The sequence below is a fragment of the Actinomadura syzygii genome (assembly GCF_008085905.1).
Classification (GTDB): Bacteria; Actinomycetota; Actinomycetes; order Streptosporangiales; family Streptosporangiaceae; genus Spirillospora; species Spirillospora syzygii.
Genome location: NZ_VSFF01000023.1, coordinates 16,195 through 36,920 on the forward strand (window position 1 = coordinate 16,195; position 20,726 = coordinate 36,920).

Here is a 20,726-nt window from a genome sequence, read left to right on the forward strand (position 1 = left end):
ATCGTCACATCGTCAGATCTAGTAGGGCCGGCCCCGCGCGGCAAGGCGGTGCGTCCGGGCCAGTCGGGTGTTCGGCCTGCGTGCCCGCCCGCCGGGTTGCCTCGCGTCCACGGTGAGTTCACGGACGCCCCGCGGTTGGGGCCAACCACGGACCTACACGGTCGGTGGATGCGCCCGATCACCTGGTGACGCAGCCTCGATCACGAAGGCGTTGCCATCTTCGGCAACGGCGCACGCCATCTCACCGCAGTGGCCGGTGAGAACCATCGGAGGGAACCTGATGGCCAAAGCAGTCGGCATCGACCTCGGCACCACCAACTCAGTCATCGCGGTGACCGAAGGCGGTGAGCCCCGGGTCGTCCCCAACGCGGAGGGGGCACGGACGACCCCGTCGGTGGTGGCCTTCACCGAACAGGGGGAAAGGCTGGTAGGGCAATTGGCCCGGCGGCAGGCGATCCTGAATCCGAAGGGCACCATCACCTCGGCGAAGCGCTTCATCGGGCGACACTACGACGAGATCGAGACCGAGAAGGACGCGGTCTCCTTCGACGTGGTCGCCGGGCCCGACGGGACGGCACGCTTCGACGTACGCGGCAAGCAGTACGCGCCGGAGGAGATCTCGGCGCTGGTGCTGCGCAAGCTGGTGGACGACGCCGGAAAAACGCTCGGGGAGAAGGTCACCGAGGCGGTCATCACCGTGCCCGCCTACTTCAACGACGCCCAGCGGCACGCCACCAGCGACGCGGGGAAGATCGCCGGGCTCGAAGTCCTGCGCATCATCAACGAGCCCACGGCGGCGGCACTGGCCTACGGCCTGGACAAGAAGACCAACGAGACCGTCCTGGTGTTCGACCTGGGCGGCGGCACGTTCGACGTCAGCCTCCTGAGCATCGGTGACGACGTGGTGGAGGTCCGCGCCACCTCCGGTGACGGCCATCTCGGCGGCGATGACTTCGACCGCCGGATCGTCGATCACCTCGCCGACGAGTTCCAGCGGGAGAACGGGATCGATCTTCGCGCGGATCCCCAGGCCCTGCAGCGACTGTTCGAGGCCGCCGAGAAGGCCAAGGTCGAACTGTCCTCCGTGACCCAGACACAGATCAGCCTGCCGTTCATCACCGCGGACGCAAGTGGCCCGAAACATCTGAACGCCTCGCTGATGCGCTCCACGTTCGAGCAGATCACCGCGGACCTGATCGAGCGCTGCGTCGGCCCGGCGGAACGGGCGATGAGCGATGCCAAGGTCACCGCCGACGACGTCGACGAGGTCATCATGGTCGGCGGGTCCACCCGGATCCCCGCCGTGCAGAGCCTCGTCCGCAGGCTGACCGGCGGCAAGGACCCCAACATGTCGGTCAATCCCGACGAGGTCGTGGCGCTGGGCGCGGCGATCCAGGCCGGCGTCCTCAAGGGCGAGGTCAAGGACGTCCTGCTCCTCGACGTCACGCCCCTGTCGCTCGGTGTGGAGACCATGGGCGGGGTGATGACCAAGATCATCGAGCGGAACACGACCATCCCCGCCCGCCGCACCGAAACGTTCAGCACCGCCGAGGACAACCAGAACGCGGTCGACATCGTGGTCCTGCAGGGTGAACGGGAACGGGCCGCCGACAACCGGGTGCTCGGCCGCTTCCGGCTGGAGAACATCCGGCCCGCGCCGCGCGGCGAACCGCAGATCGAGGTGACGTTCGACATCGACGCCAACGGCCTCCTCAACGTCTCCGCGCGCGACAAGGACACCGGCGCCGAACAGCGCATCACGATCAGCCAGAGTTCGAACCTCGACGAGAGCGAGGTCGAGCGCATGATCGCCGATGCGGAGCAGAACCGGCAGGAGGACGCCCGGCTGCGCGCGCAGGTCGACGCGCGCAACGAGCTGGACTCGGCCATCTACCAGGTCGAACACCGGCTCGGCGAACTCGGTGACACGGTGCCCGTGCATGAGAGGGCGCGGGCCGAGGGGCTCATCGAGGACGCCCGGCAGGCCATCAAGGAGGAGGCGCCGCTGGACCGGCTGCGCACGCTCACCTCCGAACTCCAGCAGATCCTGCACGGCTTGGGAACGACCACCGGAGCGGGCGCGGGCGAGCGTCCCGCTGGGGCCACGACGGAAGGCTCGGACGAGGATGTCATCGACGCCGAATTCACGACGGACTGAGCAGCGCCGGGAGTCGGCCGACCAGGGCCGGCCAATCGAGCAGCCCGAGCGCGCCGAGCAAGAGAGGGCCGAGCAGGAGAGGGCCGAGCAGGAGAGGGGCGCCGAGGCGGCCGGCCGGGACCACGGCGAGGTCGAACGGCTCAGGGCGCGGGTCGAAGAACTCGAGGACCTGTGGCGGCGGGCACTCGCCGATCTCGACAACCTGCGCAAGCGCATGACGCGCGAACTGGAGACGCAGCGCCGCGCTCAGCGGGCCGAGGTCACCGCGGCGTGGCTACCGGTTCTCGACGACCTCGAACGCGCCCTCCAGCACGCCGAGTCCGACCCGGCCAGCGTCATCGAGGGCGTTCGCAGCGTCCGGGACCGGGCCGTGGCGACGTTGCGCGACCTCGGCTACCCGCGCCGCGAAGACCTGGGGGTCCCGTTCGACCCGGCCCGGCACTCGGCGGTCGCCGTGCGCACCGACCCCGACGTTCCGCCCGGCACAGTGGTCGAGGTGCACCAGCCGGGCTACGGCGACGACGAGAACCAGTTGCGTCCGGCGCTGGTGTCGGTGTCGGCCAAGGCCGGGTGACCGATGACCGTCCAAGATCCGTACGCCGCGCTCGGGGTCTCCCGGGACGCCGACCAGGACGAGATTCAGCGGGCCTACCGCAAGCTCGCCCGTGCCCATCACCCCGACATCAACAAGGACCCCGATGCCGAGGAGACGTTCAAGGACGTCTCCGAGGCTTACGCCATCCTGTCCGATCCAGAACAGCGCCGCCGCTATGACGCCTTCGGACCCGACTTCCGGCGGGTTCCGGAGGACGTCGACCCGGACATGTGGGCGCGCTCCCGCGCGGGTGCCGCCGCCGGCGGCGCCGCCGGCCCCTACGCCACCACGGGCGGCGTCTACACCGGCGGGTTCGGGGAGGACATCGACGTGGAGGAGTTGTTCGGCGGGATCTTCGGCGGCCGTCGGCGGGGCGGCGGCCGCTGGTCCGCCTGGTCGCCGTCGCGCGGCGCCGACCAGGAGACCGAGATCGAGATCAGCGTCGAGGAGGCCTACCGAGGGACCAGACGCACCATCACCCTCGAACGTCCAGAAGGCCGGCAGAACCTGGACGTCACCGTTCCCGCCGGTGTGACCGACGGCCAGCGGATCCGGCTGGCCGGGCAGGGCGGGAGGGGCGACACCACTGGAGACCTCTACCTGGTGGTGCGGATCGCCCCGCATCCCCGCTATCGCGTCGAAGGGCGCGACGTGTACACCGACCTGCCGCTCGCTCCGTGGGAGGCCGCCCTCGGCACGACGGTGGGACTGCGGACGCCCGGCGGCGAGGCGAAGGTGAAGGTGCCCCCCGGCACGTCCAGCGGGCGGCGGCTCCGGCTGCGCGGCCGCGGGTTGCCCAACCCCCGCGGCGCCCCGGGCGACCTGTTCGCCGAGGTCCGGATCGTGGTGCCGCCCGAGCCGTCCGAAACAGAACGCCGGCTGCTCGAAGAGCTCGCCTCGGCGTCACCGTTCGATCCGAGGAGATCGTGATGGAACATCTGCTGCCCGGCACGGTCTACGCCATCATCCCGAACCGTCCCCGGCGGATGGACCTCGACGCCTTCGCTGAGGCCGCCGGAATCCATCCCGATCTGGCACGCCGACTGGTGCGTCTCGGGCTGCTCGACCCCGAACGCGACCGCTCCGGCCGACTCTGGTTCCCGCCCGCGCAAGTCGCCGCGTACGCACGCCTCGAACGCCTGCGGACGGGGCTCTGCCTCAACTACGCCGCGCTGGGACTCGTGGTCGACCTACTCGACCGCATCGCCGAACTCGAGCGGGAACTACGTATCCAACACCACACCGGAGGCCGAACGTGGACCCCAACCGCCTGACCCAGAAATCGCAGGAGGCCCTGCACGACGCCCAGACCAAGGCCCTGCGCTTCGGGCACATCGAAGTGGACGGCGAGCACCTGCTCCTCGCCCTGCTCGACCAGGCCGACGGACTGGTCCCGCGGCTGATCAGCGAGGCGAAGGCCGATCCGGCGCGGTTGCGCGAGGCCCTGGAGGCCGAGTTGGCGAACCGCCCCAGCGTGAGCGGTCCGGGGACCGAGCCGGGCAAGGTGCTGGTGACTCAGCGGCTCTCCCGCCTGCTCGACGCCGCCCAGCAGGAGGCCGAACGGCTGAAGGACGACTATGTCTCCGTGGAGCACCTGGTCATCGCGCTGCTGGAGGAGGGCTCGGCGACGGCCGCGGGCCGGCTGCTGAACCGTCAGGGCATTACCAGGGACTCCTTCCTGGAGGCCCTCACCCGAATCCGCGGCAACCAGCGAGTGACGTCCGCCATGCCCGAGGTCGCCTACGAGGCGCTGGAGAAGTACGGCCGGGATCTGGTGGCCGACGCCGCGGCAGGCAAACTCGACCCCGTCATCGGCCGGGACGCCGAGATCCGTCGAGTCGTCCAGATCCTGTCCCGCAAGTCCAAGAACAATCCGGTGCTGATCGGCGACCCCGGCGTCGGCAAGACCGCCATCGTCGAAGGACTCGCCCGGCGTATCACCGACGGCGACGTCCCCGAGGGCCTCCGCAACAAGACGATCTTCAATCTGGACGTGGGCTCGCTCGTCGCGGGCGCCAAGTACCGGGGTGAGTTCGAGGAACGCCTCACCGCCGTGCTCAACGAGGTCAAGGCGGCCGAGGGCCAGATCCTTTTGTTCGTCGACGAGCTGCACAACGTCGTCGGCGCAGGCGCCACCGAAGGTGCCATGGACGCCGGCAACATGCTCAAGCCGATGCTCGCCCGCGGCGAACTCCACATGATCGGCGCGACGACGGTGGAGGAGTACCGCAAGCACGTCGAAAAGGACGCGGCCCTGGAACGGCGCTTCCAGCCCGTCCTGGTCAACGAGCCCACCGTGGAGGACACCGTCTCCATCCTGCGCGGCCTCCGCGAACGCCTTGAGGTCTTCCACGGCGTGAAGATCCAGGACGCCGCCCTGGTCGCCGCCGTGACGCTCAGCCACCGCTACATCTCCGACCGGTTCCTGCCCGACAAGGCCATCGACCTGGTCGACGAAGCGTGCGCCATGCTGCGCACCGAGATCGACTCCCTGCCCGCGCCGCTGGACGAGCTCACCCGCCGCGTCATGCGGCTGGAAATCGAGGAGGCCGCGCTGTCCAAGGAGGAGGACACCGCGAGCAAGGCCCGCCTGGAGAAACTCCGCAAGGAACTGACCGAACTGCGCGCCGAGGCCGACTCCATGCGCGCCCAGTGGGAGGCCGAGCGCCAGGCGCTCCGTAAGGTGCAGACGCTGCGTCAGGAGATCGAACAGGTCCGGCAGGAGGCCGATCGGGCCGAGCGCGACTACGACCTCAACCATGCCGCGGAACTGCGGCACGGCCGGCTGCCTGAGCTGGAGCGGCGGCTGCGCGCCGAGGAGGAGCGGCTGGCCGCCAAGCAGAACGGCGGCCGACTGCTACGCGAGGTCGTCACCGAAGAGGAGATCGCGGTGATCGTGTCCCGCTGGACCGGCATCCCGGTGAGCCGCCTTCAGGAGGGCGAGCGGGACAAACTGCTCAGGCTCGACAAGGTCCTGCACGAGCGCGTGGTCGGGCAGGACGAGGCCGTCCAACTGGTGTCCGACGCCATCATCCGGGCCCGCTCGGGCATCAAGGACCCGCGCCGCCCCATCGGCTCTTTCGTCTTCCTCGGCCCCACCGGCGTCGGCAAGACCGAACTGGCCCGTACCCTCGCCGCAGCCCTGTTCGACACCGAGGAGAACATGGTCCGCATCGACATGAGCGAATATCAGGAGCGGCACACCGTCAGCCGACTGGTCGGCGCGCCCCCCGGCTATGTGGGATACGAGGAGGGCGGCCAGCTCACCGAGACCGTCCGGCGCAAGCCCTACTCGGTCGTGCTGTTCGACGAGATCGAGAAAGCGCACGGCGACGTCTTCAACACGCTGCTCCAAGTGCTCGACGACGGCCGCCTGACCGACGCGCAAGGCCGCACCGTCGACTTCCGCAACACCGTCATCATCATGACGTCCAACATCGGATCGGAGCATCTACTGCAGGGCGTCACCTCGGAGGGCGACATCGACGCGGACGCCCGCGACCGGGTGATGGGCGAGTTGCGCCGCCACTTCCGTCCCGAGTTCCTCAACCGGGTCGACGACATCGTCCTGTTCAAGCCGCTCACGCTCCCGCAGATCGAACAGGTGGTCGACCTGATGTTCAACGACCTCCGCGCCCGGCTCGCCGACCGCCAGATGCACCTGTCGATCGACGAGGACGCCCGGCAACTGATCGCCGAGCAGGGCTTCGACCCGGTGTACGGCGCCCGCCCGCTCCGCCGCTTCATCGCCCGCGAGGTCGAGACCCGCATCGGCCGCGCGCTCATCGCGGGCGATGTCCGGGACGGCGCGACCATCCACATCACCGTCGCGAACGAGCAGCTGAACGTCCGCTACGAGAACCCGGAGTGACGGCCCTGGGCGCGCCGATCCGCCCGGCGCGGCGGTCCTGACCCGGTTTCCAGCCGACGACGGCTACTTCCTGGGTCGGGAGACGGAGTTCGGCCTCGGCCAAAGCCTTGATGCGGTGAGACCCACGCAGGTGCATTCGCCGCTCGCCCTCGCCCGGATCGCCAAGGCCGACGCCTCAGCCCGCCCCCTGAAGGCATCCCCGCAGATCTGGCCAGCAGCACGAACCCGCGGCTGGGTGTCTGAAACGCTCACCGAGCACTGACCGCAGGGCAGGGCCCGATCATGAGGCATGGTGCTTCCTCTGCTGTTCCAGGCGGCTGCGTTGACGGATCCCGTACGCGGCGTCACGCACGGCCGACTCGTCCTCCAGCCCCGACCCGAGCGCACCACCGGCCATGCCCATGGACGTGGTGATCCAGGCCATCGACAAATAGAAGCTCCACTCGGCCCCATGGTCAAGGCTGGACCGCAGCGCATCGCCGGTGAGCACCACAGGCACCAGCACGATCGTTAGGGCGAAAACGGCCATATAAAGGCACAGCACACCGATCAGCAACGTCACCAGAGTAACGGCGTTGTACAGCTTGGCACGCTGGCGACTGATGACGCCGTCCGGACGTTCCCACAACTGATGGTCGATGATGAGCCACGCCAGCAAGGCCGCGACCGCCAGCACCGCCAAGACCGCCTGCCGGATCGGACCGAGCGTATCGGTGATATTCCAGACGGTGGAGTTGACCGCCGCGAACGCCGCAGTCGCCAACACCCCCGCCAGTGCCTTGGACAAGCCGGCGAACAACCGCCAAGGACGGTTCGCCCGGATCATGCCGGACAGCAGCCGGAGCCGGCCCAGCAGCCCCGGCGTCACAAACCGCTGCTCAGGCTGCCGTCCAGGATCGGCCCGGCGGACGGTGTTCTCCCGCGCGAACCTCGGCGGCGTCCCATCATGGATCAGCGCGATCAGATCCACCACGCCGCGGCGGGCCCGGCTCCGCCGACGGAACCAGCCAAGTGCGGGAAGCGACAACAAGGCGATCTTCTCGGTCCGGCTCACTTCCGCCAGGATCGGCTGAGTTCTGTAACGACGCGGCAGATCAGTCACGAACACGGCGACGTCGTAAGTTCCACTGGGGAACTGGCCGACCAGGGCGTCCGCCAGATGCTCTGCCTCCACCTGCTCGTCGGCCGTCAAGGCCCCAGGCTCTGCGTCGGCCTCCCAGTCCACCGCCACCTTCGACCGTTTCCGCATGTCGTCGGGTAGCGTCTCGGCGATCTGACGGGCGATCTCCAACGGGAGCCCAGGATCAGCACGCAACACCACTCGCACCACGTCGTCGGCCAACCCACCGCTCCCTCCGACACGAACAGGTCAGCCCCCTACCCGGACGCGGTAACGGAAACCTCGCACACGACTAATGGCTCCGGCCCCATCAACTGAGCAGGCACCCCGCAGGGATTCGCTTCCACCGCCTTGCCACGGGTGAGCATTAACAGCCCCTTCCTCACCGCCGCCCGATGCCGGCGACCATACTGATAGCGCCCGCCAGTATCCCGGGCCGAAGGCATACGCCTGCAAGGCATGCCCAAGGGCGGTTCGGCGGATCCGGGTGTCGGCGGGTTCACTTTCGGAGACCGCGAACGAGATTCCGAGGGCGAAGGTCATGTAGGCGCCAGGTCCAGGTAACGCTCAGCCCAGACAGCGAGACTGCCGTCGGCCGTAGCGAGGACATCCGGAAGATCGAATACCTTTCGTGAAGTGATTCTGCGGTGATCGTGGCCATCCGAAATCGGCGCCGGGGTGCTCATTGCGCCAACTTACTTCGCGAAAGAGCCATTTCCTGAATCATTCGGCAGCGTGCCCGGGACACTACCCGGCGCGAACTTAGCCTTGTGAGGGGGCCGCCGCGTCGAGACGGCGGGGCAGGAGACATGGATCTTCAGATCAGGGTCACCGGCGGCGATGAGGTCCACGAGTGTGCGGGGCTGCCGGAGCCGCCTGAGCTCCATGCGGCGTTCATCACCTCCATCGGCTTCAGCCCCGACGGCAAGACCATCGCCACATCCGGCAACAGCGGTATCCGATTGTGGGATGTCGCCACCGGCCGCGGCAGGCGCTTCCCAAGCCGCCGGCCAGCCTCCGAATCGCCGGACGGGCCAGCGATCTTCAGCGCCGACGGCAGGACGCTCTTCACGCCCTCCAGCGACACCCCATGGACGGGAGCAGTCCAGTCCTGGGATGTCCCCACCAGTCAAGTGACCAGAACATTCCTGCCTGCCTCTGCAGTTAACTACGCGGTGTCCGGCCTGGCTCTCAGCCGGGATGATAAGACCCTCGCCGCCAGCGTGCAGCGCGATGAAACACATGTCGACATCTGGCTGTGGGACGTGGCCACCGGCCAGCCAGTCCCGCCCCGGTGAGCCACTGCCGACCGTGGCCTTGTACCGGCTCGCCGACTACCTCGGACATTTCGCCCGCGCCGAACGTGCCCGCATCTTCCCACCGGCCTCCTGATCCTCACCAGCCAAGAAGGCGAACCGGACATGATGCCCCAAACGCTTGTCAGGCAGATGAGAGCACCGGAGATGTCGGACCGGTCGGGTCGGGGGCCGTCCAGCTGCGGCCCCCGAAAGGCAATCCGGTGCGGACACACCGCCGTAAATGCTGCGGACGCGGCCGAAGGTCATCGGCTGGCTGGCAGGTGGCGACGATCGGCGCTGGCTGCCGGCTCAAGCACCGAGCCGGCGCGCGGTCTTGATCACCGCGGCGGTGACTCCTTCAGGATCTCTTCGACAGCGATATGTGGCGCAGGCCGACCGATCCGTTCTTGACGCGGTCAATGATCGAGCGGCCTCCGGCCAGCGCCCACAGGGCGATGACGGGGTCGCAGAGGGCGCAGCCGAACGAGGAATCGTGAAAGGACGGGATGATCGGGTCGCCCTTGACATGGTGAACCACGTCCCACGCGGTATGAAGCAGCCAGCCGATCCCGATGAACGTCCACGAGTCCAGCCCGCGGTAGGCGACCAATGTGACGACCGCGGTGAACAGGAGTTCCCACAGCCCGAGGCCGCCGCCGCTGATGTAGGCGGCTCCCGCCCCGGCTACGAAGACGGCGTTGACCCGCCGCCGGTGCGGCTCCTGGATCAGCGACATCAGGGTGATGAAGCCGAGCCCGATCAGGATCGGCGCCACAACGGGAAGCAGCATCACTTTCTCCTCGCAGATACACGGTGCGGACGCGCGGTGCGCAAACGCGGTGACACCGTGGCACGGCCGGTCGGGTCGACACCGAAGATAAGCGGCCAGGAAACCCGTCTCCCAGTGGCACTCCTGCCATACACCAACGGAATAACGCCAACCGCGGAAAACCCTGTACGCCAGGCAAGATGAGGGCCGTTAACCCCGACCCGCCCCAGCGCGTAGCACAATTTGGCCATGCACAATGTGGCCGTCCTAGCACTGGACGGAGTCATCGCGTTCGATCTGACCACTCCGGTCGAGGTCTTCGCCCGCAGCCGCCTCCCCGATGGGCGCCCGGGCTACCAGGTGCGCGTCTGCGCCGAGACACCACAGATCGACGCCGGTGTATTCACCCTGCGCGCGCCTTGGGGACTGGACGACCTCAAAGACGCCGACACCATCATCGTCCCCGGCAACACCCACCCCACGACAGCCCCGTCACCGGCCGTCCAAGACGCGCTGAAGGCGGCCGCCGCCGACGGCGCCCGGATCGCCTCCATCTGCACCGGCACGTTCCTGCTGGCCTCGACCGGCCTGCTCAGTGGCCTGCGCGCGACCACCCACTGGTCCGCGGCCGCCCAGTTGGCCGCCGCCTACCCCGACATCGATGTGGACCCCGACGTCCTGTACGTCGACAACGGCCAGATCCTCACCTCCGCGGGCGCCGCCGCAGGGCTGGACCTGTGCCTTCACCTGATCCGCCGCGACTACGGCTCGGCGGTCGCGGCACACGCCGCCCGCCTGTCGGTCATGCCCCTCGAACGTGAAGGCGGCCAGGCGCAGTTCATCGTCCGGCCCTTCCCGACCACGCCCCGCGGCTCCGCGCTCGAACCCTTGCTCATCTGGCTTCAGGACAACCTGCCGCGCGACATCACCGTCACCGACATGGCCGTCCACGCCGGGATGAGCCCGCGCACCCTCATGCGCCGCTTCCGCGAGCAGACCGGAACCACCCCGCTCCAGTGGCTCCACCGCATCCGAATCCGCCAGGCGCAGCACCTGCTGGAGACCACCGGCCACACCATCGAGCGCATCAGCGTCCAGACCGGCTTCGGCTCCCCCACCGCATTCCGCGACCGCTTCAAACGCATCACCGGAGTCAGCCCCGCCGCCTACCGCCGCACGTTCGGACAACCGTCATGACGCGCCGCCCGGCGCGGATGTCGGCGTCGAAGACCAGGCCCAGCGGCGTCATCCGACACCAAGTTTGGTGCAGAAAACAACTCCCGCAGAGCAGGTGCTACCGGAACTCGATCCACCGAGCCTTACATTCCGTCAGATCCACGCCCGACGGCGAGCACTGCGAGCTCAAAGGTGGCGGTCAGTGACACTGGGGGCGATGAGGTAGATGCCGTAGACGATCACGGCGGCGCAACCGGTAAAGCACTGAGCGCTCGCGACGGCGACCCGCGGCCGCAGCGCCCCGGTCGCGATGGAGGTGTCGTGGAAACCGTTGGTGAAGTCGAAGAGCAACGCAGTGACGATCACGACGACCACCAGGAACATGACGTGTTCTACCAGTCCGCACCTTTCGGCTGGGCACCTCGACCGTAGCCCGCCCGGATGAACCGGCTGTGAACCGTTAAAGCGGGACCCAGCTTGCGATGAACCCTGGCCTCCGCCGGGCCCGTACGCTAACGCCGCACGGCAGCGCATCTCCGGAGTGCATGTGTGTCCGTCGGGTAAGTCCCCAGGTTTGGCGCGCCAAGGGCTATCTCTACCGTCTGCTCACCGGCGTCCGCGTCGCCGTGGCCGTATCTTCTGCCTCGCCCTCGCCGACGCGCCCCGCCCCGCTGCTCCTCGGCCTGGCTCTGATCGTCCTGCTCGGCATCCCCCTGGACGCTCGCCGTCCACCCGCCGCGTGACCACCGGCACCGGTGCCCGTCGTTGACCGATCTCAGCGCGGTGAGCCGAGAAGGGACGTCTCCAGCACGCGGCTCGCGCAGCGGCCCCTGACCGCGCCCTGCTCCGTCACCCGCGCCGCCAGGCCCGCGGCCAGGCGACCACGTGCTGCCCGCAACCTCGTCGACTCCACCGAAGCAGTGACCGGAACCCCGCCTCCAACGGGCGTCAGACGGCGGGGCGGAGGCGGACGGGCAGGGCGCGGTGACCATTGGAGATGAAAGAATCGAGCGGCAGCAGCTCACTCGGTTCCACGGCCAGCGCCAGGTCGGGAAATCGCCTGAACAGGGCGGGCAGTGCGATCGATGCCTCCAGCCTGGCCAGTGGCGCGCCGAGGCAGTAGTGGACGCCGTGGCCGAAGGCCATGTGCTCCTTGTCGGCGCGGGTGACGTCGAAGAGGTCAGCGTCGTCGCCGTGCGCGTCGGGGTCGCGTCCAGCCGCGGCGTAGCACGCGAGAATCGCCTCGCCCTTGCCGATGGTGACGCCGTCGTCCACCTGGATGTCCTCGACGGCGAAACGCAGCGGCAGGTTGGCCACCGGAGGCTCGGCTCGTAGCGTCTCTTCGATGACATCGTCCCAGGTCGCCTGCCCCGCCCGGACCATGGCGAACTGGGCGGGATGGGTGAGCATGGCGTGGATGGCGTTGTCGAGAAGGTTGACGGTGGTCTCGTGACCCGCGCTCAGGAACAGCGTGAGTGTGTCGACCAGTTCCTCCTCCGACAGGGACGAGCCTTCATCGCGGGCGATGATCAGGGCCGACGACAGGTCGTCGGTCGGGTGGGCTCGCTTCTCTTGGACCAAGCCGCGCAGGATCTCCTGCATCCGCGGTAACGCCGCGGCGGCCTCCTCCGGCCCGGTGGTGGTGCGGAAGAACACGTCGACGCAGCGGCGTATCTCCTCACGCGCGTCCGGGTCCTCGACTCCGAACAGCTCGCAGATCACCCCGATCGGGAGGGGGTAGGCGTAGCGGTCGCGCAGGTCCACCGGTTCGCCGGGTGCGGCGGCGTCGAGTTCGTCGAGTAGCGCGGTGACGATCGCCTCGACGCGGGGACGCAGCGCGGCGGTGCGGCGCGTAGTGAACGCGCTGGTCACCAGCCGCCTCAGCCGGCGGTGGTCGTCCCCGTAGGCGGTGAGCATGTTGCGCACCACGACCCAGGCGAACAGCGGCCATCCGGGGCCGACCTCCCCGTTGATCAGGGGCGGCCAGTGCAGGTGGGCGTCCTTGGAGACCCGGTCATCGGTCAGCAACCGCCGCAGCAACGCGGGACTGCTCACCGCCCACGCGCCCACACCGCCGGGCAGCTCTATGCCCGCGGCGGGTCCCCGCGCGCGGAGTCGGGCCGCATCGCCGTGCACGTCGCGGCCGGTGGGATCGATGACGAACGGACCGACGTCTTCAGAGGTACGCATCGGGCTCTCCCAGGGTCTGCTTAACGATGCCGGATGATCGTCCGGTCACACCGGCTGGGGCGCCGGTGCGCGCGGCCTCGGTCATGGGGCTGTTCCAGGCGTTCATCAGCCCCACCAGACGTCCGCAGTAGCCGCGTTCGGCCTTGATGTAGGTGTTCGCGCCGGGGCCGAAGGACCAGGCGACGGCGTTCATCTCCTCCTCGTCCCGCGACGGAGCGGTCCGGAAGAAGGCGGCCAGGCGTTCGCCGACGGCGGGGAACCGGGAGGCGGGGAGTTTGAGGGCGTAGATTCCGACCCGCTGGATCTCGCCGTCGCTCACGCGCATCGTCACCGAGAAGGTGTGTCCGTCCGGCGGTGTGAACGCCGCGAGGTCGGCGAACAGGGACGGTCCGGGTGGATCACCCGCGGCCAGGGCGACCAGCCGCTCGCACACGCCCGGTGTGATCTTGCGGATGGTCCGGAAGTAGAGGTTCGCGGTATCGCCCGCGTAGTCGACGGCCACATGCCGAACGACGTCCAGGCCCAGCGCCCGGAAGCGACTCTCGTGCCTGCGCAGCGCCTGCGGCACGGCGGAAGCTCCGAGCACCTGCTCGACCGGGCGCGTTCCACCGAGGTAGACCCAGGTTTTAACGATCCCGCGCGCGGCGTCGAAGTCGCACAGTTCGGTGGATGCACCGCCGTAAAGCGAACTCCATGAAGAGATCAGGTTGATCAGCGCGTTCTTCGGATCGAGGAGGTTCGCGCGGATCGCCGTGCCGATCGAGTCGGTGGGCCGCCGTTCGTAGAACCGGTAGTTGAGCGCGCCGCCGGGCTTGTCGGTGGTCCGCCACAGGACGGCGCCGTCGCGGAAACTTTCGCGGTAGGCCGCCAGGACCGTCCGCGTCACCGGCTCGGAATAGGGTGCGCCGATGGCCTCGGCCGTCACCCGGATGTCGCGCAGGAACCGGTGCTGCGAGAACGCGACGGACTCCGCCATGGTCACTCCGTTCCGAGGTACCCGAGGCGAGCCCAAGCCCCGTAGTGGGTGTTGCCCAGGACCATGCTGCGGCTCCGCTGCACCGCCCGCTCAAGCTCGGCAGAGAGGGAATCGTCGACCGCGACACCTTCGGGCAGGGCGACGCCCGCCTGGACCAGGAGCGGTTCGACGGCCTGGACCGCGCTGCCGAGCCAGGTGAAGACGGCCGATCCGGGCCTGCCGCCGGTCATGGCGCCGGAGTCGACGTCCGGCCATGGCAGCCCGGCGTCGAGGAAGACGCGGGTGAGATGCCGCCCGAAGTCCGGCGCGATTCCCCGAGAACGGAAGAGCGCACCGAGTAGTGCGTAGCAGTCGTTCCATATCCGGCAGGTTGGAAAGCTCACATCCGGATTGCTCACGTCCATGTCGTGCATCACGACGATGCCGCCCGGACGCACGAAACCGGCGAGGCGTTTTAAAGCCCCGGCAGGATCGGGCAAATATTGCAGGACGAATCTTCCGACCAGCGCGTCGAACCGCTGGTCGGTGTCGAAATCGGTAAGATCGGCATTCTCGAAACGCACCGTCCCGGCGTATCCTCCGGCCTCGGCGCGGTGGCGTGCCGCCTGCACCGCGACCGGCTCCCGTTCGAGGCCGACCACCTGCCCGCCCGGACCGACGATCTCGGCCGCGATGAACGACACGTCGCCCAGCCCCGAGCCGATGTCCAGGACGGACATTCCCTCCCTCAATCCGGCGCGGCGCAGGAAACGCACCGTCCAAGGACGCACGTAGGACGCCTGGATGAGCAGCCGTCGGCGCTCCAGCGCGGAATGGCCGAGCAGATACGCGCTTCGACGGTCCGATAATTCTGTCACGAGCCCGCCTCCAGAGCTTCCTCGCCCATTTCAGGTGCCCGCGCCGCAACCGTTAGGGCTCCGTTCAGGCGGTTCGTTTCAGCGCAGTGACCGGAATGCGGTTCGCATCTCTGTGGCGAACAGGCCGGGCTGTTCCCAGGCGGCGAAGTGACCGCCGCGGTCGAGCCGGTTGTAGTGAACGAGGTTGTCCGGGTAGGCGCGCTCGGCCCAACTGCGCGGAGCCTGGTACAGCTCGTCGGGGAAGACGCTGATGGCGAAGGGGATAGTGATGTCCTTGGCGTCGAAGAAGTCTGCCTTGTTCTCCCAATAGAGACGGGCCGAGGAGACACCGGTGCCGGTCAGCCAGTACAGCGTGATGTTGTCCAGGATGTCATCGCGGGTGAGGTCGCCTTTCAGGCGCCCTTGCAGGACCTGTTCGACCAGACCGGGCTGACCGGTGCCGTCGCCGTGATCGAGCATGAACGCGGCCAGGTCGACAGGCGAGTCCACCAGCCCGTACATCGTCTGCGGCCGCGTCGACAGGATTTGCGCATAAGCCACGTGCGAGGCGTAGAAACGGCTCAACTGCTCATAGGCGCGTAGTTCCTCGTCAGAGAGGCCCGATGGCGGCGGGTCGCCGCGTTTGACCGCCGCGTTGATGGCGGCGGGAGCGGTTCCGGGCATGTTGGAATGGATGCCGAGCAGTTCCGGGGCCGCCTGCACGCCCATCTGCTGGGTGACGGCCGCGCCCCAGTCGCCGCCCTGCGCCACGAACCGGGTGTAGCCAAGGCGCTTCATCAGCGTCACCCATGCCCGCGCGATACGGACCGGGTCCCAACCGGGCGTGGTCGGCTTGGCCGAGAACCCGTACCCCGGCAGCGACGGGATCACCAGATCGAAGGCGTCCCGCGCGCTCGCACCGTGCGCGGTCGGGTCGGTCAGCGGCTCGACGATCTTCAACTGCTCGATGACCGAACCGGGCCATCCGTGCGTGACGATGAGCGGCAGCGCGTCCCGATGCCGGGACCGGACGTGGACGAAGTGGATGTCGAGCCCGTCGATCTCGGTGACGAAGTGCGGCAGTTCCGCCAGCCGCGCCTCGCACCTTCGCCAGTCGTAGGCCGACCCCCAGTAACCCGCCAGCTCCTGCATTAACGACAGCCGCACACCCTGCGAATCATCGGTGACCGTCTCACGCTCAGGCCACCTGGTCGCATTCACACGCCTGCGCAAATCGGCCAGTTCCGCCTCCGGGAATCCGACCTGGAACGGACGCACCGCACTCTCTTCAGCGGCCACCTTCGTCTCCTCAACTCTTGGGAATGCCCGCACGGCCTGCGCAAGCGTCGGGCGCCGACCGCCGCTCATGCGACACGACGGCCAGTAGGACCAGGGGGACGGGACGACGGTGAGCCGACAACACTTCACGGCGTCCACGGTCGCACTGTGAGCCTCCCCAACGCCCGCGTCAACAACCCTGACCCACCACGGCCAGCGCCCGTCCGGGGCAGCGCCCGCCGCGCGCCACACCACTCACCCCGCCCTCGTTAGCACGCTCATGACCGCATTGATCGGCAGGGGACCGGTGAGGCGAAGGAGGGAGCCAAGCCCGTCGCGCCCAGGCCGTCGGCCGCAGCATCCCTTGGGTCAAATCAAGACTCGACAGTGACGTGCTGGGCGCCGACCGGCGCACAGCGGCCGGGGTCCGATCGTGCAGGGCCCCGGCCGCCTGCGCGTGCCGTCTGGTTACTTGGGCGGCATCAGGACCGAGTCGATAATGTAGACGGTGGCGTTGGCGGTCTGGACGTTGCCGCAGACCACGTTCGCCTTGTCGGTGCCGACCGTGTAGGAGTCGCCCGAACCGCTGGTGGTCAGGGCGGCGCTCTGCAAGGTCTTGAAGCTGCCGGCCGACAGTCCGTCCGGCGTGATCTTCTGGCCGACGACGTGGTAGGTCAGGATGCTCTTCAGCGTCTCCTTGTCGGCCATCACCTTGTCGAGCGTGCCCTTGGGGATCTTCTTGAACGCGTCGTTGGTCGGCGCGAACACGGTGAGGTTCTGGGCGGAGTTGAGCGTGTCGACGAGCCCGGCCTGCTTGACTGCGCTGACCAGTGTCGACAGCACCGGGTTGTTGGACGCGGCGGTCGCGACGGGGTCGGTGGACATGCCGCTGAAGCTGCCCTTGCCGGACGCGGGGACGGCCGAGCACGCCGGGCCGAACGGCTTGTCCGTCGCGGGCGCCGCGGCTCCGGTGCTGGACGGGGCGGGAGCGGACGTCCCGGCGGACGCGGTGCTGGAGCCGTTGTCGTCGTCTGCGCCGGAGCAGGCTGCGAGCCCGGCGGTCAGGGCCGCCGCGGACAGGACGCCGAGGGCGATTCGGGTGCACTTCATGATGGGTTCCTTCGGGATAGGTGAACTGTCGATTTCGGCGGCTGCCGCGGTCAGGTCACGGTGACCACCACCGAATGCCAGCCGGTGGCCCCGTCCGGGACGGGGGGCGACCGGTGCTCGGGTTGGGTCGTTCCGGTCTTGTCGGTGGCGCGGACGCGGAGCGTGTGCGAGCCCGGCAGGGCGTCCCACTCGGCGACCCACTGCCGCCAGGTGTCGATGCCGGGGACCGGGGCGAGCCGCGCCGGACGCCAGGGCCCGTCGTCGACCTGCCATTCGACGGCGTCGATGCCGCGGTGCTGAGCCCAGGCGGTGCCGGCGACGGTGATGGGCCCGGCTGTGAGGCGGGCGAACGGCTTGGGGACGTCGATCCGGGAGAAGGTCTTCACGGGCGCGCGTTCGGCATAGCCGCGTCTGGTCCAGTACGCCTGGTCGGCGGCGAACCGGGTGACCTTGAGGTCGACGACCCACTTGGTCGCCGACACGTATCCGTACAGGCCGGGCACCACCATCCGGGCGGGGAAGCCGTGCGCCACCGGCAGCGGCTCGCCGTTCATCCCCACGGCCAGGAGCGCGTCGCGGCCGTCCAGCACGCTCTCCAACGGGGTGCTGAGCGTCATGCCGTCGGACGAGCGGGACAGGATCTGGTCGGCCCCCGGCCGCACCCCGGCCCTGCGCAGCAGCGGCGCCAGCGGTACGCCGAGCCAGCGGGCGTTCCCGGCCAGGACGCCGCCGACCTGGTTCGACACGCACGACAGGGTGATGTCGCGTTCGATCAGCGGTTGGCGCAGCAGGTCGTCGAAGGTCAACTCGACGGGGTGGGCGAGCATGCCGTGGATCCGCAGCGTCCAGTCCCGAGGATCGACCTGGGGCAGGACGAGCGCGGTGTCCACCCGGTAGAAGTCAGCGTTGGAAGTGCGAAACGGCGTCATGCCCGGGACCCGTACCTGGGCGCCCGCCGGAACCGCAGGCGCCGGGTCGGCCGGACGCGGCAGCCGCACGTCCGCCCGGACCGACGAGACGTCACCGCGGCGCAGCAGCACCCGCCCGGACACACCGCTCACCACAGCGACACCGAGCACGCCCGCACCCGTCAAGAGCACCCGCCGCCGCCCCATCTCGACACCGGGAGTGGGGACTCGCTCGGCCTCGGAGTCCTGCTCGGGCTCCATCGCGGGCTCGGGTGCCGTCGCGGGCTCTGGTCCGGTGGTGTCGGGACGGCGTCCTGGCCCGTCCGTCCAGCCCCTGACCTCGGCCTCGGTTGCGTTGCCGCCGGCCGGGGTAGCGGTGGCGGGAGCCGCGTCGCGGGACTCGGGAGTCGGTTTGGGAAACAGGCGGGCGCCGGGCGTCAGCAGGGTCAGTGCAGCCATGCCCGCGAGCGCCCCGACCGTGCTCGGCACCGCGTCGACCGGTTCAGCGACCGGCCTGGTCAGCGCCGCGACGACCCCGACGGTCCCGAACACGGCCAGCCCGATCAGGCCCCAGGCGAGCCGACGCCTGCCCAGCACCCCGATACCCAGCGCGGCCACGACGATCCCCGCGCCGAGTCCGATCAGCAGGACCGTCTTGTCATCGCTCCCGAAACGGCGGATCGCGAAATCCTTCAACCACACCGGGGTGAGATCGATGAAACCCGCACCGACCGCGAGCAGCGGCGAGGACGACACACGGCCGAGCGCACCGGCCGCAAGCTCCGCGACGCCCATCGCCGCTGCGGCGGCGAGAAGTCCGCGCAGGGCAGCGGTGACCGACCGCAGTCGCCTGGTCGCTCGTCTCGCTGTCACACCGGATGTTCGGGGCAAGGCGACGGGTGGATGGGTCGAGTTTTCACCGAGTTCTGGACCCATCCATGAGGACGTCGGCGCCGAACCACCGATGTGGAGATGACCGAGCCAACCGGCAAGCCCTCCAGAACACTGAAGCCGGTCGGAGACGCGACGAGAGAACCGCCCGATCTGGCCGCGTTGCTCGGCCGTGTCGCTCGCGGCGACCAGGACGCGTTCGGGCAGGTGTACGAGTTGATGTCCAGGCCGGTGTACGGGTTGGCGCTGCGGGTCGTCCGCGATCCGGCGCAGGCGGAGGAGATCGCGCAGGACGTGCTGGTCGAGGTGTGGCGCAAGGCGTCGCACTACCGTCCCGAACGCGGCAGCGCGACGTCATGGGTCCTGACCGTGGCGCACCGCCGCGCCGTCGACCGGGTCCGCTCCACCCAGGCCGACCGCGACCGCGAGGAACGCACCGCCGCGCCCTCGCCCGACTACGACGAGGTCGCTGAAGAGGTCGGAACCCGGCTGGAACACCAGCAGGTACGCCGCTGCATGCGCGGCCTCACCCAGACGCAGCGCGAATCGATCACCCTGGCCTACTACGGCGGCTACACCTACCGCGAGGTCTCCGAACTGCTCGGCGTCGGCCTCGCCGCCGTCAAGACCCGGATGCGCGACGGACTCATCCGGCTGCGCGACTGCCTGGGAGCGCAGCCATGACCCACGACCCGCACGACCTGGCCGGCCCCTACGTGTTGGACGCGCTCGGCGACACCGAACGACGCCGCTTCGAACACCACCTGCCGCGCTGCGCCGCCTGCGCCGACGAGACCGCCGGACTCCGCGAGACCACGACCTGGCTGGCGCTCGCCGTCGCCCACCGCCCGCCCGACCGGCTCCGCGCACGCGTCATGACCGAGATCGCCCGGACCCGGCAGTCGCCCCCTCCGCTCGGCCGCCGCCTGCCGTCCCCCCGCACCGGCGGGCTGAGCCGACTCGCCGCCGCGGCATGCCTGGTCCTAGCCCTCATCGGCGGCGGCACGACATGGCACTTCCACCGCTCCGCCGAACACGCACAAGCCCTGAACCGTCGAGTCACGGCAGTGATGACAGCACCGGACGCGCACACCTCCACTGCCCGCGCCCAAACGGCCACCATCACCGTCGTGTCGTCCCGCTCGCTTGGCGAAGCCGTCGTCACCACAGCCCGCCTACAACGCCTGCCACCGGCCAAGACGTACCAGATGTGGTGGCTCGGCCCGACCCCGCCGCGCTCCGCCGGGACCCTGAACCCACCGGGAAGACCGCGCCCGCTCGTCACGACCGGCCTCGGCAACGCGCAACGCTTCGGCGTCACCATCGAGCCCGCCGGCGGCTCGCAGCAGCCGACCAGCGCGCCGATCCTGACGGTCGCACTGGGCTGACCATCACACTGGGCTCAAGCACTGCTGGCCGCGTGTCCCGAACGAACTCCCGGGAGGCGGAGGAGTTCGGAACCGTCTGGGGTTGAGTGTCGGGACTCGCGAAATTTGATCTCCCCTGGTCACCGGAAGCGGGGAGAACCGGACCCGGAGGGTCTGGGCTTG

Annotated in this window: 18 protein-coding genes; 9 read left to right on the forward strand and 9 right to left on the reverse strand. The window is 69.1% G+C overall.

Annotated elements, in window-relative coordinates; translation table 11 throughout:
• Positions 1-280: 280 nt before the first annotated feature.
• Genes dnaK through clpB form a run of 5 tightly spaced genes read left to right on the forward strand, consistent with a single transcriptional unit; the run spans position 281 to position 6,624 of the window.
• Positions 281-2,158 (forward strand): molecular chaperone DnaK, encoded by a 1,878-nt coding sequence (dnaK, locus tag FXF65_RS42835; protein ID WP_148356229.1) that lies wholly within the window; start codon positions 281-283, stop codon positions 2,156-2,158.
• A complete protein-coding gene (locus FXF65_RS42840) occupies positions 2,127-2,732 on the forward strand; it encodes a nucleotide exchange factor GrpE (RefSeq protein WP_148356230.1) in 606 nt (201 codons plus the stop codon). The genes dnaK and FXF65_RS42840 overlap by 32 nt, the downstream gene beginning before the upstream one ends.
• Positions 2,733-2,735: 3 nt before the next feature.
• Positions 2,736-3,683, forward strand: a complete 948-nt coding sequence (locus FXF65_RS42845; protein WP_148356231.1) for a DnaJ C-terminal domain-containing protein — start codon at positions 2,736-2,738, stop codon at positions 3,681-3,683.
• A complete protein-coding gene (locus tag FXF65_RS42850) occupies positions 3,683-4,027 on the forward strand; it encodes a chaperone modulator CbpM (RefSeq protein WP_148356232.1) in 345 nt (114 codons plus the stop codon). The genes FXF65_RS42845 and FXF65_RS42850 overlap by 1 nt, the downstream gene beginning before the upstream one ends.
• Positions 4,009-6,624 carry an ATP-dependent chaperone ClpB gene (gene clpB / locus FXF65_RS42855; protein WP_148356233.1) on the forward strand — a complete coding sequence of 872 codons (2,616 nt, stop codon included), beginning with the start codon at positions 4,009-4,011 and terminating at the stop codon, positions 6,622-6,624. The genes FXF65_RS42850 and clpB overlap by 19 nt, the downstream gene beginning before the upstream one ends.
• 280 nt (positions 6,625-6,904) lie before the next feature.
• Here the strand turns inward: clpB and FXF65_RS42860 are convergent, their stop codons facing one another.
• Positions 6,905-7,966, reverse strand: coding sequence for a hypothetical protein (locus tag FXF65_RS42860; RefSeq protein ID WP_148356234.1), 1,062 nt, complete (start codon positions 7,964-7,966; stop codon positions 6,905-6,907).
• Positions 7,967-8,553: 587 nt separating this feature from the next.
• Here FXF65_RS42860 and FXF65_RS42865 point away from each other — a divergent pair.
• Positions 8,554-9,042 (forward strand): WD40 repeat domain-containing protein, encoded by a 489-nt coding sequence (locus FXF65_RS42865; RefSeq protein ID WP_148356235.1) that lies wholly within the window; start codon positions 8,554-8,556, stop codon positions 9,040-9,042.
• 358 nt (positions 9,043-9,400) lie between these two features.
• On the opposite strand, the gene FXF65_RS42870 is transcribed toward FXF65_RS42865, so the two are convergent.
• Positions 9,401-9,832 carry a DUF6010 family protein gene (locus tag FXF65_RS42870; RefSeq protein ID WP_148356236.1) on the reverse strand — a complete coding sequence of 144 codons (432 nt, stop codon included), beginning with the start codon at positions 9,830-9,832 and terminating at the stop codon, positions 9,401-9,403.
• A 228-nt stretch (positions 9,833-10,060) separates the two neighbouring features.
• On the opposite strand from FXF65_RS42870, the gene FXF65_RS42875 reads away from it, so the two are divergent.
• Positions 10,061-11,008: a GlxA family transcriptional regulator gene (locus tag FXF65_RS42875; protein ID WP_148356237.1), complete on the forward strand. Its 948-nt coding sequence runs from the start codon at positions 10,061-10,063 to the stop codon at positions 11,006-11,008.
• Positions 11,009-11,173: 165 nt separating this feature from the next.
• On the opposite strand, the gene FXF65_RS46080 is transcribed toward FXF65_RS42875, so the two are convergent.
• The 7 genes from FXF65_RS46080 to FXF65_RS42910 all read right to left on the reverse strand — a co-directional run bounded on the left by FXF65_RS46080 (position 11,174) and on the right by FXF65_RS42910 (position 19,158).
• The gene (locus FXF65_RS46080) at positions 11,174-11,371 is read right to left on the reverse strand and encodes a hypothetical protein (protein ID WP_148356238.1); all 198 of its coding nucleotides are present in this window, start codon (positions 11,369-11,371) and stop codon (positions 11,174-11,176) included.
• A 564-nt stretch (positions 11,372-11,935) separates the two neighbouring features.
• Entirely contained in the window at positions 11,936-13,177 is a 1,242-nt protein-coding gene (locus tag FXF65_RS42885) for a cytochrome P450 family protein (protein WP_148356239.1), read from the reverse strand.
• Positions 13,164-14,153 (reverse strand): aromatic prenyltransferase, encoded by a 990-nt coding sequence (locus tag FXF65_RS42890; protein ID WP_148356240.1) that lies wholly within the window; start codon positions 14,151-14,153, stop codon positions 13,164-13,166. The genes FXF65_RS42885 and FXF65_RS42890 overlap by 14 nt, the downstream gene beginning before the upstream one ends.
• A gap of 2 nt (positions 14,154-14,155) precedes the next feature.
• Positions 14,156-15,010 carry a class I SAM-dependent methyltransferase gene (locus FXF65_RS42895; RefSeq protein WP_148356241.1) on the reverse strand — a complete coding sequence of 285 codons (855 nt, stop codon included), beginning with the start codon at positions 15,008-15,010 and terminating at the stop codon, positions 14,156-14,158.
• A 78-nt stretch (positions 15,011-15,088) separates the two neighbouring features.
• Positions 15,089-16,288, reverse strand: a complete 1,200-nt coding sequence (locus FXF65_RS42900; protein WP_222869061.1) for an epoxide hydrolase family protein — start codon at positions 16,286-16,288, stop codon at positions 15,089-15,091.
• Positions 16,289-16,735: 447 nt separating this feature from the next.
• Entirely contained in the window at positions 16,736-17,377 is a 642-nt protein-coding gene (locus FXF65_RS42905; protein WP_148355067.1) for a fasciclin domain-containing protein, read from the reverse strand.
• 50 nt (positions 17,378-17,427) lie between these two features.
• Positions 17,428-19,158, reverse strand: coding sequence for a molybdopterin-dependent oxidoreductase (locus FXF65_RS42910; protein WP_425458773.1), 1,731 nt, complete (start codon positions 19,156-19,158; stop codon positions 17,428-17,430).
• A 99-nt stretch (positions 19,159-19,257) separates the two neighbouring features.
• On the opposite strand from FXF65_RS42910, the gene sigK reads away from it, so the two are divergent.
• Entirely contained in the window at positions 19,258-19,860 is a 603-nt protein-coding gene (gene sigK, locus FXF65_RS42915) for an ECF RNA polymerase sigma factor SigK (RefSeq protein WP_148356242.1), read from the forward strand.
• Complete coding sequence (locus tag FXF65_RS42920; RefSeq protein ID WP_148356243.1) at positions 19,857-20,564, forward strand: anti-sigma factor; 708 nt, start codon at positions 19,857-19,859, stop codon at positions 20,562-20,564. The genes sigK and FXF65_RS42920 overlap by 4 nt, the downstream gene beginning before the upstream one ends.
• Positions 20,565-20,726: the final 162 nt, after the last annotated feature.